The sequence below is a fragment of the Massilia niabensis genome (genome assembly GCF_042655085.1).
Lineage (GTDB): Bacteria > Pseudomonadota > Gammaproteobacteria > Burkholderiales > Burkholderiaceae_D > Telluria > Telluria niabensis.
Window position 1 is genome coordinate 140975 of the sequence record NZ_JBHSMU010000008.1, and the last position, 17149, is coordinate 158123.

The window sequence follows — 17149 nt, forward strand, 5'->3', positions numbered from 1 at the left end:
GCTGTCTCGCCCTGTTTTATACTTGCGCCCATGACGACGAACCGCTGCAGCTGGGCCAACCCGGTCAATCCCCGCTACCTCGACTACCACGACCACGAGTGGGGCGTACCCTGCCATGACGAGAACCGCCTGTTCGAAATGCTCAACCTGGAGGGCGCGCAGGCCGGCCTGTCCTGGGAAACCATCCTCAACAAGCGTGATACCTACCGCGCCGCCTTCGACGGCTGGGACCCGGAACGCATCGCCCGCTATGACGAGGCCAAGGTGGCCGAACTGCTGGCCGACCCCGGCATTGTGCGCAATCGCCTGAAAGTGGCGGCGGCCATCGGCAATGCGCGCGCCTATCTGCTGCTGCGTGCCGAAGGGCTTACGCTCGACAGCTTCCTGTGGGACTACGTCGACGGCAAGCCGATCGTCATGGACTGGCCGGACGGCCAGCGGCCGACGAAAACGGCCCTGTCCGACCGCATCTCGAAAGACCTGTCGAAACGCGGCTTCAAGTTCGTCGGCTCGACCATCGTGTATGCCTACATGCAGGGCATCGGCATGGTCGACGACCACGATCCACAGTGCTTTCGCCACGCGGGAGCGGCGTGAGTGTGGTAAACAATGCGGCAAGCTTCTGGCAGGGCCGCGAGCGCTATACGGTCTTCGACACGCATTACGGCAGCGGCGCCAGGGCCGCCGCGCTGATCGAGGCGTGGCGCGCCGATCCGGCACGTCCGGCGCGCCTGCACATCGTCGCCCTGGCCGACGGCCTGCTGCCTGGTTTTCACCGCATCCCGCAACAGCAGGCAGGCGTCACGCTCGACCTGCTGGCCGCGCCGCTCGACAGTGCATTGTCCCAGCTCGCGTGCCGGATCGATTTCGCGCACCTGGAAGGGATACAAGGGCAGAGGACGGGCTTTGCCCGCGGACTGGCGCGATTGGCTGCAACTGACGCGCGCCTGGCCTGCGACGGCCTGGACGGCGCGCAGCGTGACGCCCTGGCGGCGCAGGGCTTCGTGTTCGATGACGCAAACGCCGCTGCGCACTTCGCCAGCCGCAAACCGCGCCTGCCGCTGCCGCCGCTTCCCGCGCGCCAGGCTATCGTGATCGGCGCCGGGCTGGCCGGATGCGCTGCGGCCGAACGCTTGTGCGCCCGCGGCTGGCAGGTGACGCTGGTGGAGCGCCATGCAGGCGTCGCGCGCGAGGCGTCGGGCAACCTGGCCGGCATCTTCATGCCGCTGCTGTCGAAAGACGACAACATCCCGACCCGGCTCACGCGCGCCGCCTACCTGTATGCGCTGCGCTACTGGGACACGCTGGGCGGTATTGGCCGCGAAATCGAAGGCGCCGCCTGCGGCGTGATGCAGCTGGCGCGCGACGCCGAACATGCGGCAGCTTCGCGTGCGATTGCCGCCAGCGGACAGTATCCGCAGGAGTTCGCCGAGTGGCTGGAAGCACCGCAGGCGCAGCAGCAGCTTGGCCTGCCCGCACCAGACGGCGCCTGGCTGTTCCGGCAGGGCGGCTGGGCGCGCCCCGGCAGCGTCTGCGAGGCCATGCTGACTGCCTGCGGCACGCAGCTGACGACGCATTTCGGCGTGGGCAGCGTCAGCCTGGCGCGCGATGGCGACGCCTGGCAAGTGCGCGCAGAAGATGGCGCAACGCTTGCTCGCGCCGCGACCGTGGTGCTGGCCGGCGGCGCCGGTTCGGTTCAATTGGCCCAGGCCGCGCGCCTGCCGCTGGCGGCGCTGCGCGGGCAGGTCACCCACCTCGATGCGGCCACGCTGCCGGAGCTGCCCTTCGTGCTGTGCCGCGAGGCCTACCTGACCCCGGCGGCCGGCGGCATCGCCTGCGCCGGCGCCACCTACGACCTCGATGCCGATCCGCAGTTGAGTATCGCCAGCCAGGCCGAAAACATCGAGCGGCTGCGCGGCCTGATCTCAAGCCCGGCTGCAGGCGCGGACGCCCCGCTCGACGGGCGCGTCGGATTTCGCAGCGTCGCGCCCGACCGCCTGCCGCTGGTGGGTACGCTGCCCGACTTCGACGCCGCCGGCAGCACCGAGCGCCTGCGCGACGTGCCGCGCCATGCCGGCCTGCACGGCCTGCTCGGCTACGCCTCGCGCGGCCTGATCTGGGCGCCGCTATGCGCCGAGCTGCTCGCTGCCCGCCTCGAAAACGAACCGCTGCCGCTGGAGTCGGCCCTGGTCGACGCGCTCGATCCGGCACGCTTTGTGTTGCGTGCACGCCGCACCGGGCGTGGGCCCGCATTGAATCAGACGGATTAGGCGCGTCTGCGCTGGCGCAAAGCGCGCATCCCCTGTCACGCGCGTATAATTAACGCGAAGCAACTTTTTTGCGCCACTGGAGGGCGCCGTCGCATGGACGACACCCGACACTCGCCGGACCTGCTGATGTTCCTGGCCTCGACCGCCCACGACATGAAGAATTCGATCAGCGTCCTCTCCGGCACCCTGGAGGGGCTGCTCGGCGATGGCGCGGGGCAGAACGGGGCGCACGGCGAGGCTCGCAGTGAGACTTACGGCCAGATGGCGCAGATGCTGTACCAGACGCGCCGCCTGAACGACAGCCTGATGCAGCTGCTCGCCCTGTACAAGCAGGTCGGCACGCCGGCCTATCCGTTCGACGTGCAGCCGATCGAGGCGGGCGAGCTGGCCGCGCAGGTCGTGGCCCTGGGTCGGGTATTGCTGGCAGCACGCGATATCTCGCTCGATCTCGACGTCGAAGCGAACCTGGTCTGGCACCTGGACGAAGACCTGATCGTCGGCGTGGTATCGCACGCCGTCAACAACGCCGTCCACTACACGCGCGACCGCATCCGCCTGTCCCTGCGCCGCAATGGCGAGCTGCTGGACATCCGTGTCGAGGACAATGGCGCCGGCTACCCGCAGCCGCTGCTGGAAGCCGGCGCCGCCGCGCTGACCGGCATGGACAGTGGGGTCGACTTCCACGGCAACAGCGCCGGCCTCGGCCTGTACTTCTCGCGCGAAGTCGCCCGCATGCACCGCCACCGCGGCCGCACCGGTTCCGTGCGCCTGGAAAATGGCGGCGTGCTCGGCGGCGGCTGCTTCATCCTGAGCCTGCCATGAGCCCCCCTGAGCTCTCCGGCGCCCGGGCCGAACCGATCGACTGGGCCGGCAAGAACTACCTGATCGTGGACGACTTCATCGGCGTGCGCCAGCTGCTGCGCGAGAGCCTGCGCAGCCTGGGTGCGCGCAACATCGACCAGGCCGCGAGCGGCGGCGAGGCGATCGGCCTCTTGGCCAAGATCCGCTACGACGTGGTGCTGTGCGACTTCAACCTGGGCGAGGGCAAGAACGGCCAGCAGGTGCTGGAGGAAGCGCGCATGCGCAACCTGTTGCTGCCATCGAGCATCTGGATGATGGTGTCGGCCGAAAAGAGCGTCGAATCGGTGATGGGCGCGGCCGAGCACCAGCCCGATGCCTACCTCGTCAAGCCGATCACCGAAGGCGTGCTGCTCACGCGCCTGAACCGCGTCTGGCACCGCAAGCAGGTATTTCGCCCGATCGACCAGGCGTATGCCGAAAAGGATTATTTGCGCGCCGCCCGCCTGTGCGACGAGCAGATCGCCGCCAGCCCCGTGCACGAGGTGGAACTGCTGCGCATGAAGGCGCGCCTGATGGAAAAGAGCGGCGAACCGGAACGGTCGCGCGAAGCCTACGAGCGCGTGCTGGCCCAGCGCGAATACCAGTGGGCGCGCGCCGGGCTGGCGAAGATCCGCCTCGCGAATGGCGAGTTCGAGCAGGCGCGCCAGATGTTCCAGGGCGTGATCGCCGAGAACCGCTATTACATCGACGCCTACGACGGCCTGGCGCAGGCCTGGCTGGGCCTGGGCAAGCTGGAGGAAGCCTGCTCGATCCTCGAGCGCGCCGCCAAGCTGTCCCCGAATTCGGTACCGCGCCAGAGCAGCCTGGGGCAGGTCTGCCTGAAGCTGGGCCATGTCGGCATGGCCGAGCGGGCCTTCCGCAAATGCATCGCCATCGGAGAATATTCGGTGCGGCGCACGCCTGATGCCTACCTGGGACTGGCACGCGTCTGCGGGCTGAAGAACGATCCGAAGGAGGCGCAGGCGCTGCTGGCGGCCGCGCAACGCGAATTTGGCGAACTGCACCCGGACATCGACTTGCGCGCCAAGATCACCGAAGGGCTGGTGTACCACGAGAGCGGCGACTACCGCCGCGCGCGCAAGGCCGGCGACGAACTGGAAGCCCTGCTGGAAACGCGTGCCGAGCGGCCCGACGTGCCGACCTGCCTCGAGATGGCGACCCTGCTGTTCGCGGTCGGCGTCAAGGATGCGCCCGTGGAGCTGCTGTGCTACGTGGCCCGCAACAACCACGACAACCCGGTGCTGCTCGACGAGGTGCAGGCGATTTTCGAGAAGGCGCGCATGCTTGAGGAGGGCGTCGACCTGATCCGCGCGTCGAAAAAGGAAGCGTCGGACCTGATGAACCAGGGCGTCCTGCTGTGGAAGACCGGCAAGCTGCGCGAGGCCGTCGAATGGATGCGCAGCGCGCGTGCCAAGCTGCCGAACAACCAGCGCATCCTGTTCAACGCGGCCCAGGTGCTGGTGTCAACCATGCGCGAAAAAGGCTACGACGAGGCTCTGTCGCTTGAGGCCTATCATGTGCTGGCCCACGTCGACCGCCTGCAGCCGGGACAGCAGCGGTTTGCGCAGTTGATGGAGCAGCTGGCGGCGCTGGTGCCGAAGCCGGAAGCCGTGGATACGACGGCGTGATTCACCGGAACCGGTCCCGCACCTCGCGCCCGCAGCCGCACACGGCCTGGCATCCGCACGCCCTTGCCGGCGATGCCGCCGCCACCGCCGGCGCCAACCCATGCTGCTTCATCAACTGCTCGCACAGCTTCGCAATATCATGCCCGCCACCGGGCCGTGCCGATGCCGCGGCGGCCTTTGCCAGCGCCGCCTTGGTGATGTGGTAGCCGAGCGCGCGGTAGCTCTCGAACTGCGCCTCGTCGAACCACTGGTCGGCCGTGCTCTGGTGCGGATAGTCCGGGTTTGCCTTGCGGTAATTGAGGACGTCGGCGTTTTCCGAGCCGACGATCGCCGGCTTGATGTACAGCAGCGTGCCGTCCAGGCCGTCCGGGTCGACGTGGCTGTAGCGGATCGTCCCGACCGCGCAGCTGCCGCCGCACAGGCTGGTCCCTTTCACCAGGTCCATCTTCGAGACGTCGACGTCGATGCTCACGTGCAGGTCGGTCGCGCACTTGCGGATCGCGTTGCCGAGGTCTTCGAAGGCCGTCTCCTTGTCGCTGGCGACATCGACCGCGACGATCAGGCGGCAGCGCCGCCGCACCAGTTCATAGATGCCGAGGTTCTCGAAATGGCCGCCGTCGGACAGGTACACGTAGTTGGCGTCGGCATTGGTCATGCCGAACAGTTCGGCAATCAGGCTGAACAGGCCAATGCCGGGCGAGGAATGGGTCCACGCGGACTTGCGCGGGTTGGGGCACCAGCGTCCCAGGCGCACGTTGAACATCGTCATCAGGAAGTTCAGCGGCGGGGAGGAGTGCGTGCCCATGTTCGGGCTGGCCGCCGCCCCCGACAGGGCCACCGCCATCCCGAGCCCGACCTTGGTGTCGTCGTCGCCCGTGCCCGAGCGCGACGCATATTCGCGGGTCGGGCGATAGATGCCGCGCTGGGCGTCGCGCAGGCCGCCGTTGGCGCCGTGCGCCGGCATCAGCGGCATCTCGAAGCCGCAAAAGCGCGGCGTGAAGGCGAACGAGGCGGCTTTTCTCGTCTGCCAGGCCAGTTCCTCGCCGCTGACCAGGTTGAGCGAGGTGTTGACGATGTGGTAGGGGCGCTGGTTGGCGAAGTCGGCCAGTTGCGGGTCGTCGTTCGGGTCGAAGCCGGTGAACGGATGCGGTTTGCGGGTGGCGCTGCTGGCCCCGAAATAGGCCCGCACCAGGCGGTTGCGGTACAGCATATACAGCGAAAACTTGTTAATGTCGACGCGCCAGCCGAGCAGCAGCGCCGCGCCCAGGAAGCAGCAGAACGCATTGAAGAGCGTCTGACCGCCCGTCGCCAGCGTGGCGTTGGCGTGCGCGGCGTACACGCAGGGCAGCGACACCGGCGAGGGGCAGCGTATCTCCGGGCTGGCGACGACGGCCTGCACCAGGCTCGATAACAGCGCAAAGATGCCGACCGTGAAAAAATAGGGCGCCAGGCGCGCGGCGATTTCGCGCTTGGCGCAGTTGCCTTCGCGCGAGCCGGTGGCGCTGCCGCTGCCGGCCTTCAGGCCGATCCAGGTCATCACCAGCCAGCCCAGCGCGGTGCCGGCATTGGCGATCGGGTCATAGGTCAACCAGGCCCAGTGCAAGAGCGGTGCGCAGAAAAAGGCGACCCCGAACATGATCAGCCAGGCCAGCGAAAAAATCGACGACCAGGCGCCCTGGCGGCTCCACCATTCGCGGCTGGCGTCGCTGTACAGCGAGCCGATCAGGCCGATCATCAGCGTCATCGTCACCGAAAACAGGGTCATCATCAGCGGCATGCCGAAGGTGCCCAGCGCGATGGCGTTGTTCAGGATCGGGTGTTTTTCGGGATCCGGCAGCAGCGCAAGACCAGCCAATAACAGCAGCGTACCGACGGCCAGCGCCCCGACCGCGCACAGGAAGTGGCCGGCGCCTTCGAGCAGCTCGGCGCGCGAGATGTCGGGAGCCGGCCGGTGCAGGCGCAGCCGCTGCTCCATGGCCAGGCCGAGGGCGTAGACGAGCAGCACGGCCACCGCTGACGGGCAAATCCACCAGGCCGCCAGCTGCGCGACCGGGACCGCGATGAAGTGCGCCAGCGCCCCCGGCGCGAATTCCAGCGCCGCCGCCAGCGACATGCCGGCCACGGCGGCCGCACCGGCGCCGCAGATCACGTAGCCGGCGCCGCGGTAGGGACTGATGCGGTCGTGCGCGAGATACCAGCCGCTGGCCCAGACGATGAAATACACCAGGCCCGGCACCAGCAGCCAGGCCGCGCCCCAGCCGGCGAAGCGTGCCGGCAGCCCGACTTCCCAGATCACCGGCACCACGCCGCCGTGGCGCCACAGCCCGATGCTGACCAGGAAACCCGCCGCCAGCAGCGGCAGGTTGACGCAGCACAGGACCGCGCCCTGCTGCTGCGGGAAACGGCGCACCCCGCGCGAGTGTTCCGGTTTGCTGGAAATCGACAGGGCGATGCAGAACACAGCGACCAGGAACAGGCCGGTCCCAAGCAGCCAGATCGCATCCGACCAGCGCGCCCAGGGCCCGCCCGGGCCAATCACCCGGTTGACGGCCCAGACCGCGAAGCGCGGCAGGAGCAGGAGCGCGCACAGCCAGGCCACCAGCATCGCCAGGTTCAGGCAGGTGTTGCGCACATAGGTGCCGATCAGGGTCCAGGTATCAGCGCTGAAGGTGCCGCTTCTCGGCGACAGGTAGTTGCTGTACTGGCGCAGGAACTGGATTTCGACCGGCTCGGCGCTGACTGCCTGGCCGGTCACTCCGGGCGTGAGCAGTGCCTCGACCTCGCGCACGTCGCCGCGGCGTTCGCGGATGCATTTCGACAGCCAGCCGCCGATGAAGCCGCCGCCAGAGACGGTGGACAGGTAATCGAAATCGCGCAGCAGGCGCTGCTCCGCCAGGGCCTGCAGCGCGCCGAGGTTGAAGGTGGCGCTGCGCACGCCGCCGCCGGACAGGGCCAGTCCGGCCAGCTGCTCCTGGTGGGCGCGCGACAGCAGGGCGGACATCGCGGCCGGCTGGACCTCTGCCGGTGCCGGCACCGCGGTCGGCGGCGATGCGGCGCCTTCGCGCTGGCGCAGCAGGTCGAGTTCGTTCTGGAACACCTCGCCGAAGACGCTGCCGCTGTGGTCGTTCAGGCGGCGCCAGGTGGTGGCGTCGAGCGGGCCGGTCGCGGGCAGGCCTTGCGCCTTGCGAAACGCGGCAATGGCCGCACCGAGTTCCTCGAGCCGGTGGGCATGCGGCGGCACGCGGCAGCCCGCGCTCTCGAGCTTGCGGCGCACGTCGCCGACCTGCTCGGCAGTGAAAGCAGAGAAATTAACGCCGGAAAAATCGGTGCTAGAAGCATTGATGGTGGACATGCCGTTCTCCAACAGGAACACGGCAGCCGGGATGCCCGGGCCGTGCTGTCACGTTCAGAACGAGTTCAGCACGACTAGGGCAGATGTGATGCCCGTCAAATCAAATGACGGGCGGAACAGGACGCTTGTCCTGTCAAATGATTACGCTTTGTCGGATTTCGGACGCGCAGGCTTCGGGGAACTGGTGCCTGACGTACCGCCGACGTCGCCGCCGGCAGGTGCACGCGGCGTGCTGCCTGCCGCGCTGGCCGGCGCGGCACGCGATTCGTTGCCGGGCGCTGCGGCGCGCGCTTCATTTCCCGCTGCGGCACGCGACTCGTTGCGCGGCGCGTTGGACGCGGCAGGGGCCGGGGCGGCGCCATCCGCCGGCATGGTGCTGGCTACCGCCTGGCGAAACTGGTCCTGCAACAGGTTCCACCACGCCACGGCGGGGGCCATCGTCGCATCGAGCGCGCCGTCGGCGCCAGGCTGGGCTGCGCCTGGGGAGCTGGCCGATGCCGCGGTCCCGGTACCCGGCTGCGGGGTGCCGCCTGCCGTGAAGAAGGAGGCGAAGGGCGGCAGCGAGGCGGTCTGGTCGCCGGCCTTGCCCATTACCTGGGCCATGCTGTCGGACATCGATTTCAGGGCGGCGATGGTGCCGCGCTGCACTTCGAGCCCCTGGATCGAGGTGCGCAGCATCGTCAGGTTCAGGTTGAGCCAGGTTTCAACGGCTTTCAGGTCGGTGATGCGCTTGTCGAGATCCTCGATGGACACCTGGGGTGCGCCGAGCCCGGGCATGCCGACAGGCACGCCCATGCCGCCCCACAGGTTCTTCACGAACTCAAGCGTATCCGTCATGCCGGGCACATTCTGCGAGGGTGGTTTAAGCATGTTGGTCTCTCCGTAAATTGGAGTTCTAGCGTAGCAGATAAATAACAAGCGTACAAAGGCGGCGCCGCTGACGGGCAGCAAGCGCTCAGTTGGGCAGGTACACTAGGGGCATGGGTATCTTTTCCATCATTCGCCGACATCGCCGCGCCGTGATGCTGGGCACGCTGATCGTCTTGCTGCATGCCATGCTGTTCTCCCTGATCGGAAGCAGCATCGCGCTGCCGCGCCTGCCCGGCGGCCTGTCCGACACGCGTTTCGTGCAGGCCGAGCTGTTGCCCGATGCTGCGCCGGAGGTGGCGCCGCCCGTGCCGATCCCGGCGCCGCAGTCCCTGCCGCCACCGCCGCTGCCGGAGCTGGCGACCGAGCTGCCCGAGCCGGCGCCGCTCCTGGCCGAAGATGCAGTTGCCCCGCCGGTCGAGCCGGGCGCCGGTGGCCTCGGTGATGACATGCTTGCCGACATGGGCGTGGTGCGCGAGGCCAAGGCCATCCTGGCCGCGGGCGAGCCTGCGCCGCCGAAGCCCGAGCCCGCGCCCGAGCCCCAGCCTGCGCCTCCGGTGCCGGAACCGCGCAGCTACAAGGTCAGCCTGCCGCCTTCGAGCGCGATGACGATGGACGTCGCCCGCGTCGATCGCGACGGCACGCGCTGGAGCGGCGAGGCGCAGTTGACCTGGCAGCAGGAGGGCGAGCGCTACCGGATCGCGTTCGAGGCCGGCATCCGCGTCGTGTTCACCCGAGTCAACCTGGCGGTGCTGACCAGCGAAGGCACTGTCGCGAGCACCGGTTTCGCGCCCGTGAAAATGACGGAAAAGCGCCGTGGCCGTGCCTTGACCGCCACCCATTTCGATTGGGAGAACAAGAAGATCAGTTTCTCCGCCTCGCAAAAGAACGTCGACCTGGCGGCGGGGGCGCAGGACAAGGCCAGCGTGCCGCTGCAACTGACGGCCATTGCCCGCGGCGACCCGGCGCAGCTCACGGGCGAGATCGACATCCAGGTCGGCGAAGAGCGCGACGCGGTCGTGTACCGCTTCGTCGTGGTGGGGCAGGAAGAAATCGACACGAAACTCGGCAAGCTGCAGACCGTGCACCTGTCGCGCCCGCCGAAAGAGGGCTCGTACCGCTCGCGCCTGGACATCTGGCTGGCGCCCTCGCGTGGCTGGTATCCGGTGCAGAGTCGCAGTACGGAAGCCAACGGTGCGGTCACCACGCAAACCGTGAATAATATAGCCCTTACCGCTACAGGAAAATGATATGCGAAGCACTCTCCTCAAGACCAGCGTCATTGCCGCCTTGCTGACCCTGGGCGTGGCGGCGCAGGCTGCCGCACCAAATCCAACCAGGCGCTCGGTCGAGTTGCCGCCGTCGGCCGACCTGGCCTACGACCTGGCCGCCCAGCATCGCGGCTTCGGCCTGAAGGGCGAGGCAACCATCACCTGGCGCGCCGGCGACGGCAAATACGATGTCGACGTCGAAGCGCGTGTGCCCCTGATCGGCAAGCTCACCGAATACCGCAGCCAGGGCACGGTCGACAGCTTCGGGCTGGCGCCGGCCGACTACTACGAAAAGCGCTACCGCAAGGACCCGACGACGACCGTCTTCGACCGCAAGGCGAAAACGATTACCCTGCCCGAAGGGAAAGAACCGGTCGCGCTCAAGGGCGGCGAGCAGGACCGCGCCTCGGTGACCTGGCAGCTGGCGTCCGTCGCGCGGGCGGCGGGGGAGGCCCGCTTCAAGCCGGGCAGCGAGTGGACCTTCGTGGTCGCAGGCCGGCGCGACGTCGAGCCCTGGACCTTCAAGGTGGTCAAGCGTGAAAAGATCCAGACCGGCATGGGCGAACTCGACACCTTGCTGGTGACCCGCGAGCCGCGTGCCGGGGGCAGGAGCGAGGGCGTCGACATCTGGCTGGCGCCCGACCAGGAATGGTATCCGGTCAAGCTGCGTTTCCGCGACGACGAGCGCGAGACGATCGAGCAGACGGTGTCGCGCATCACGCGTAAATAAAGCCAAGGAAGGCGTTATCAAGTTTGCATCGGACCGCCAGCCGGAGTGTGTCATTCCGGCCAAGCCGGTATCCTGCCGGCGTCTTCCCCTCCTAGTTGCCCGATCTTAACTGTTATACTGGCGCCCCCGCGAAACAGCCGGGCTGCCCCATTGACTCTGCGTTGACTTTGCTTGGCAGCAGCAGCCCCCCTTCGCGCCAGCAACACTGGTATAAACTGGTATCCCACATGATCGACATACAGGCAGGCGCGGCCCTCGCCGCGGAATCCCATGGCACGGCGCTCGAGGACGATCCGCTCGCCGCGCATTTCCAGCACGGCGTCGCACCGGACGAAATCGAGCAGGTCTTCCACCTCAAGCGCGCGCAGCCGATGCTGTCCGCGTTCACGGCGCTGTTCCACGGCGGCCAGGACGGCGTCCTGGTGCGCCTGCTGGTGCTGCGCGAACTGGCTGCCGACACCGCCAGCCCGGCCTTCTCGCGCGCCGACATCAATACGAAACTCGCCTACCTGATTCCCGAGAGCCTGGAGACGGTACTGAACCGCCTGCGCACCCATGGCCTCCTGGCCTGGGACGCGCCGGGCGCCGTCTACCGCATCACGCCGCTGGCGCGCAACGTGCTCTCCGCGCTTGACGCCTTGCTGGCGCTCGGCAAGCCCGAGGAAGACGATGCCGAGATGGGCTACCTGCTGTCGCAGGTGGCCGGCGCCCAGGCGGTGGGCGGCGTCACGGTGGAGCAGCTCAGGCACCTGCTGGGGCGCCTGGTCGAACTGACCGAGGAGTTCCGCGACGCGATCGCCTCCGGTTCCGAATTCAAGCTGCGCACCTCGCAGGCGAAGTGGCACATGGCCTGCGACTGGGTCGAGAAGGGCTCCGTGATCCTGCGCGCGATCACCTCGGACGAACGCGCCGACGCCGCCACCCACAAGGCGGCGCAGGCGATCGGCCGGGCGCAAAGCGCCTTGCTCAACATGCAGGGCATGTTCTCGCGCGCCCTGAACCAGATCGAGCGCCAGCGCGTGCACCTGGGCCAGTCGGGCCTGTCCACCACCGACGTGAAACGCTGGCTGCTGGCGCATGAGGACCTGGCCAGCCTGGCCGAAAACGCGATCGACCGCCCGGTGGTGCCGCTGTTCGGCACGCCGGCCGAGATGATCGACGTCGCCGAAACCGAGCTGCTGACCGAGCGCACGGTCGTCGCCGGCCCGAAAGGGCTGCCTTCCGGCGAGAACGCGCCGCTCACCATCAACGACAACCCGGCGATGCAGGGGGAACTGAACGACTGGATCAACAAACTGGCCGACTTCGCCAACCTCGGCAACTTCCCGGAATTCTCGGAATCCGGCCCCAAGAAGGTGCAGCTGCACGAGTCGCTGCTGCCGGCGAGTTTTGCGCTGGCCTCCTACCGCGCCTCGCTGCTGCCGCTCCTGGGCGACGCCGCCGAGGCGAGCCTGCAGGGCGCGACGGCCGAACTGGCGCGCCTGCCGATCCGCTTCGAGCCGACCGACGACATGGTCCAGCTCGATGACCCTGAAGTGGCCGCCATGTCGTTTGCCACCCTCTCACTGAATCCAGAAAGCACCCCGGATAATGAATGACGACGCACAAATCCTGATCGCCCGCCTGCTGACGCACCAGACGCTGCGCCGCGACGACAAGATGGTCAAGCGCGCGCTGTCGGACGAGCAGTTCCGCATCGAAGTCGACAAGCGCCTGCTGGACGCCGGCATGAAGTTGTTAGATAACGTGTATGCCGACCATGTGACGATCGCCCTGCACCGCAATGTCGAACCGAAGATATTCGGCGCGAAAGACATCTGGCAGAACAATAACTTCGGCCTGACGCGCGATGGCGTGGCGCTGCTGGTGGTGCTGTGGGCGCAGATCATCCTGCCCAAGCGCGAGCGCCAGGAGACCCACATCACCGTGGCGGACGACCAGAACGACCTGTTCGACAAGGACAGCCCGATCCCGCGCGCCGAAGACACCTCGATCGGCATTTCCTACACGGCGCTGCTGTCGGACTTCGGTGACAAGCTGGGCAAGAAGACGCGCATGGACATGAACCTGGGCGTGCTGTCGAAACTCGGCTTCATCGAACGGCGCGGCGACGTGATCCTGGAGGGTCCGCTGCTCGACCTGATGATGGACACCGACCTGCTGAAGGAACGCATCATCAATGGCGCGCTGTCCGACGTGTTCAAGCGCGCGCCGCTGGCGGCCGTGCCGCGCAAGGTCGACGCGGCGAACGACGCCGACTCAGTCGACATCCTCGAAACACCGAATTGAGACACCATGTTCCACATTAAATCACTCGAACTGGTCCACTGGGATTACTGGCAGCGGATCAAGAACATCCCGCTCGACGCCAAGATCATCACGATCGCCGGCCAGAACGGCTCCGGCAAGACGACCCTGCTCGACGCATTGCGCACGCTGTTCGGCCTGGATTGCTCGATGGGCCGCACCTATAAGCACTACGCGCGCCACTCGGGCCAGCAAAGCGCCTGGATCCGCGCCGTGGTCGACAACAAGCCGGTCGGGCGCCAGCTCTCGAACCGCCCGTTCCGCCACTCGGGCTTTTTCAGCGACGACGAAGTCACGCTCTTTTGCCAGGTGCAGAAGAACGGCGGCGACTGGAAGCGCCAGTACCTGATGCGCCCGGGGAATGTCGACATCGAGGAAGTGACCGAGGCGACCGACTGGATGGGCGTCGAGAATTACCGGAAACGCCTGGCCTCGGCCGGCCTGTCGCCGGCCATGTCGAAGGTGCTGGCCCTGGAGCAGGGCGAAACCGACAAGCTGTGCGAATACGCGCCGCGCCAGTTGCTGGACCTGGTGTTCCAGGTCTTCGGCGACAAGGAAGTGCTGGACGCCTACGACGAAGCGAAGCGCCACCAGCGCGACACCGAAACGGAACTGAAGCGTTTCGAGGCCGAACTGGAAACCTCGCGCATCAACCTGGAAGGCCTGCGCCTGCGCGTGGCCAACTTCCACCAATGGGAGGACCTGCACAAGGAGCGGCGCGACCTGAAAGAGGAAGTGCTGCCGAGCCTCGAATACCACGAAGCGCGCGAAAAGGCCGCCAACATCAGCCGCGCGCTGCACGAGCAGCGCAAACCGATGGCGCAGGTCGACGCCATCCTGCTTGAAAAGCGCCAGGCCCTCGCCGCCCAGCAGCGCGCGCTGACCGAAGCCCAGCAGCAGGAAACCCTGCTCGAGCAGGAAGGCACGGCGCTGGCGAGCCGCCTCACGCAAATCAACAGCCGCATCAAGCCGATCGAGAACCTGCTCGAGCAGAAGGAACGCCTGCAAAAGCTGGCGGCGGAGGCCGGCGCCGACATGGCGGAAGTGGCCTCGCAGCTCGAAGAGAAGGAAGCCGAGCTGGCGCGCCAGCGCGCCGCGCGCGAGTCGATCGCGGCAAAAATCGCCGGCGAGATGGCCACCATCTCCGCGCTGCAGGGCAAGAGCGCGATGCCGGAACCGGAAGCCCAGCGCCAGATGCGCCGCGCGCTGCGCGACGAGGGTATTCCGCATGCGATGCTGTCGGATATCGTCGAAGTGACGGACCCGAAGTGGCAGGGGGCAGTGGAGGGCGTGCTCGGCGGTTACGCCTCGGTCGTGCTGCTCGAGCGCGCCAAGGATGCGCCGGCGGCCTACCGCCTGGCCGAAAAAGAGCGCTATCGCCACTTCATCGTCCCGGATTGCATCGAAGCGCCAAAAATGAAGGACGACAGCTTGCTGTCGGTGGTGAACTTCTCGGCGCCGGCCCCTGGCTGGCTGATCGACCAGCTGGCGCGCATCGACCGCGTCGATTCGGTCGACGCCGGTTTCAAATCGGGTACCGAAGAGTGGATCACGCCGGACGCCTACCACCGCGAACGCCGCGGCGGCCGCTCGCTGTTCGTCGAGCCCTCGCGCTACCGCTTCGGCGCCGCCGGCAAGACCCAGCGCCTGGAAGCGATCCAGAAGTCGCTGCCTGCACTGGAAGCGAAAGAAGACGCGCTGACACTGGCGATCAGCAAACTCGCCGCCGAAGTGGGCGGCTTGAAAGCCCGCATCGCGGGCGTGGACGCCGCCAAGGAACTGGCGGCGCGCCAGGCCGAGTTCGAGGAAGCGGCGCGCAGCATTGCCCCGATCAAGGCCGAGCGCCTGGAAGTGGGCGCGCGCCTGGGCGAGCTGCAAACCCTGACGAAAAACGCGACGGTGGCGCGCACCCGTGCCGACACCGTGTGGCAGAACGCGCGCATGGCGCTGTCGGAAGCGGAAGCGGGCCTGCGCCTGAACAGCCGCCGCCAGATCGAGCAGCGCAGCGAGCACGCCAAGGCGCTGCTGGCCCTGCGCCGCGGCTGGCGCAATATCCCGGCTGCCTGGCGCCGCCCGGCGCGCGGCGCGGCCCTGGTCGCCCAGCACCAGAACGCGCACCAGGTGAACCTGCGCGTGTCTTCGCTCGAACACGCCCTGGCGCGCGACGACTGGGAACTGGACGCCACCGTCATCGACCAGTACGCGCGCCTGAACGACCAGTTGCAGGGACGCCAGGTCGAGACCGAGGAACGCCGCTACCAGAACAACCGCGCGATCGAAGCGACGGGGAACGCGCGCGGCGCCTACATCGAGCGCCTGCGCTACACGATCAAGGCCTACTCGAAGAACATCAAGGAGCTCGGTTCGCTGGCGGGCATCGACGTCCAGGCCGACCCGGTGCGCCTCGAGAACGACGACGTGCAACTGGCCCAGGCCGGCCTGCACGTGCGCTTCAAGTTCGACGGCAAGGACCAGATCGGGATGAACGACGGCGAAGCCTCGGGCGGCCAGCAGGTGATGAAGTCGCTGGTGCTCCTGATCGGCCTGCTCAAGTCGGAAGAGGGCTCGGGCGGCTTCGTGTTCATCGACGAACCGTTCGCGCACCTGGACATCCGCAACATCCAGCTGGTGGGCGAATTCCTGAAGAACACCGACGCCCAGTACCTGATGACGACGCCGCTGACGCACAACACCGACGTCTACGATCCTTCGGAACTGACGCTCATCACGAGCAAGAAGAAGAAGGACACGCAGTGGGCGCAGCCGATTTTCGTGCTGCAGCGAAGGAAGGAAGAGGCAAAAGCCGCGTAAAGCAGAAGGGGCCCGATGGGCCCCTTTTTTCAACGCAACCCGGCCCTTACTGCTGCCGCTTTTTCTCTTCTTTCTTTACCTTTTTTGCTTCCTTTTTTTCCTTGTCGGTCTTGGCCGGTTCTTTCTTGGTGGCTTTCTTCGCATCCTGACTTTTGCTCATGTTTCCCTCCAATGTGCTCAATTTGCTAAACAATAGTACATCACACCCTGCACAATTCAAACCTTCCCGATCGCCTGCCGCAGCTTGCGCCGCCACAGCAGCAGCCCGACGGAATACGCCAGGAAGTACCCGGCCGTCAGCCCCACGCACAGCATGGTCAGCGGGCTTTCCGTGAGCCGCGGCGCCGGCAGTCCGCTGCCCTGGTTGGCGTAGATCTCGATGCCGATGTACAGGATGCGCGCCACCAGGATCATCGCCATGATGATCCCGAGCCGCATCGGCGGCGTGAAGAAGTAGCCGACGTCAAGATCTTCGTACACGGTGCGGCGCAGCCCGAACACGCCCCAGAACACGCCCAGCGCGGTGCCCGCCGCCAGCGCGCCGAGTTCCATGGGCCGCATGAGGGTTTCCGACAGCGACACCAGGATCATCCCGCCGAACACCAGCGCGCCCGTGTAGTGGCGCGAGACGATCGAGCGCTGGCGCGCCATCTGCGTCTTCAGGCGCGTATAGATGCGCCAGACGAGGATGGGCGTCAGGGCGAGCAGGGCGAGGGTGGTGATGTTCATGCGATTCTGGTGCAAAGGTTGAGCCGAAGCCGGCATTGTAATCGACCGCATCCGAGCGTCGGCCATACGGGCGTCGGCATCCGAGCGTCGGCCCCTGGACGGGCATGATAAGGTGTTAACTCCCTAGAATCAGGAGAGCCCGAACATGATCCCAGCCATTCCCGTGCCGGTGCGCTTTCACCGCGCGCCGGACCCCGTCCCGAATGAAGAACCGATGCCCGAACCGTTCGATGCGCCGCATCCGCACCATATGCCGGTGCACACGCCCCAGAACGACGACCCGGTCCCCGATCCGAAGCCCAGCATTCTGCACTGAAAGGGTC

At 67.0% G+C, this 17149-nt stretch carries 13 protein-coding genes; 10 read left to right on the top strand and 3 right to left on the bottom strand.

Going from position 1 to position 17149, the window contains the following annotated elements:
• Positions 1–30 precede the first annotated feature (30 nt).
• The 4 genes from ACFPN5_RS07555 (at position 31) to ACFPN5_RS07570 (ending at position 4759) form a co-directional block, all read left to right on the top strand.
• On the top strand, positions 31–597 hold the full coding sequence (locus ACFPN5_RS07555; protein WP_379781722.1) for a DNA-3-methyladenine glycosylase I: 567 nt from the start codon (positions 31–33) through the stop codon (positions 595–597).
• Positions 594–2270 carry an FAD-dependent 5-carboxymethylaminomethyl-2-thiouridine(34) oxidoreductase MnmC1 gene (gene mnmC1, locus ACFPN5_RS07560; RefSeq protein WP_379781724.1) on the top strand — a complete coding sequence of 559 codons (1677 nt, stop codon included), beginning with the start codon at positions 594–596 and terminating at the stop codon, positions 2268–2270. Before ACFPN5_RS07555 ends, mnmC1 begins: the two co-directional genes overlap by 4 nt.
• Before the next feature lie 93 nt (positions 2271–2363).
• A complete protein-coding gene (locus tag ACFPN5_RS07565; RefSeq protein WP_379781726.1) occupies positions 2364–3092 on the top strand; it encodes a sensor histidine kinase in 729 nt (242 codons plus the stop codon).
• Complete coding sequence (locus tag ACFPN5_RS07570) at positions 3089–4759, top strand: tetratricopeptide repeat protein (protein ID WP_379781728.1); 1671 nt, start codon at positions 3089–3091, stop codon at positions 4757–4759. Before ACFPN5_RS07565 ends, ACFPN5_RS07570 begins: the two co-directional genes overlap by 4 nt.
• Position 4760: 1 nt before the next feature.
• Here ACFPN5_RS07570 and ACFPN5_RS07575 read toward each other — a convergent pair whose 3' ends face one another.
• Positions 4761–8111, bottom strand: a complete 3351-nt coding sequence (locus tag ACFPN5_RS07575; RefSeq protein ID WP_379781731.1) for a patatin-like phospholipase family protein — start codon at positions 8109–8111, stop codon at positions 4761–4763.
• 141 nt (positions 8112–8252) lie between these two features.
• On the bottom strand, positions 8253–8981 hold the full coding sequence (locus ACFPN5_RS07580; RefSeq protein WP_379781733.1) for a PhaM family polyhydroxyalkanoate granule multifunctional regulatory protein: 729 nt from the start codon (positions 8979–8981) through the stop codon (positions 8253–8255).
• A 110-nt stretch (positions 8982–9091) separates the two neighbouring features.
• Between ACFPN5_RS07580 and ACFPN5_RS07585 the strand changes: the two genes are divergently transcribed.
• The 5 genes from ACFPN5_RS07585 (at position 9092) to ACFPN5_RS07605 (ending at position 16097) form a co-directional block, all read left to right on the top strand.
• Complete coding sequence (locus ACFPN5_RS07585; protein ID WP_379781735.1) at positions 9092–10228, top strand: DUF3108 domain-containing protein; 1137 nt, start codon at positions 9092–9094, stop codon at positions 10226–10228.
• A 1-nt stretch (position 10229) separates the two neighbouring features.
• Positions 10230–10979 (top strand): DUF3108 domain-containing protein, encoded by a 750-nt coding sequence (locus ACFPN5_RS07590; RefSeq protein WP_379781737.1) that lies wholly within the window; start codon positions 10230–10232, stop codon positions 10977–10979.
• Between the two features lie 227 nt (positions 10980–11206).
• Positions 11207–12577 carry a hypothetical protein gene (locus ACFPN5_RS07595; RefSeq protein ID WP_379781739.1) on the top strand — a complete coding sequence of 457 codons (1371 nt, stop codon included), beginning with the start codon at positions 11207–11209 and terminating at the stop codon, positions 12575–12577.
• Positions 12570–13268, top strand: coding sequence for a hypothetical protein (locus tag ACFPN5_RS07600; protein WP_379781741.1), 699 nt, complete (start codon positions 12570–12572; stop codon positions 13266–13268). The genes ACFPN5_RS07595 and ACFPN5_RS07600 overlap by 8 nt, the downstream gene beginning before the upstream one ends.
• Before the next feature lie 6 nt (positions 13269–13274).
• Positions 13275–16097, top strand: coding sequence for an ATP-binding protein (locus ACFPN5_RS07605; protein WP_379781742.1), 2823 nt, complete (start codon positions 13275–13277; stop codon positions 16095–16097).
• A gap of 216 nt (positions 16098–16313) precedes the next feature.
• On the opposite strand, the gene ACFPN5_RS07610 is transcribed toward ACFPN5_RS07605, so the two are convergent.
• On the bottom strand, positions 16314–16826 hold the full coding sequence (locus ACFPN5_RS07610; protein ID WP_379781744.1) for a CcdC protein domain-containing protein: 513 nt from the start codon (positions 16824–16826) through the stop codon (positions 16314–16316).
• A 145-nt stretch (positions 16827–16971) separates the two neighbouring features.
• Here ACFPN5_RS07610 and ACFPN5_RS07615 point away from each other — a divergent pair, with 145 nt between their 5' ends.
• On the top strand, positions 16972–17142 hold the full coding sequence (locus tag ACFPN5_RS07615) for a hypothetical protein (protein ID WP_379781746.1): 171 nt from the start codon (positions 16972–16974) through the stop codon (positions 17140–17142).
• The last annotated feature ends 7 nt before the right edge of the window (positions 17143–17149 follow it).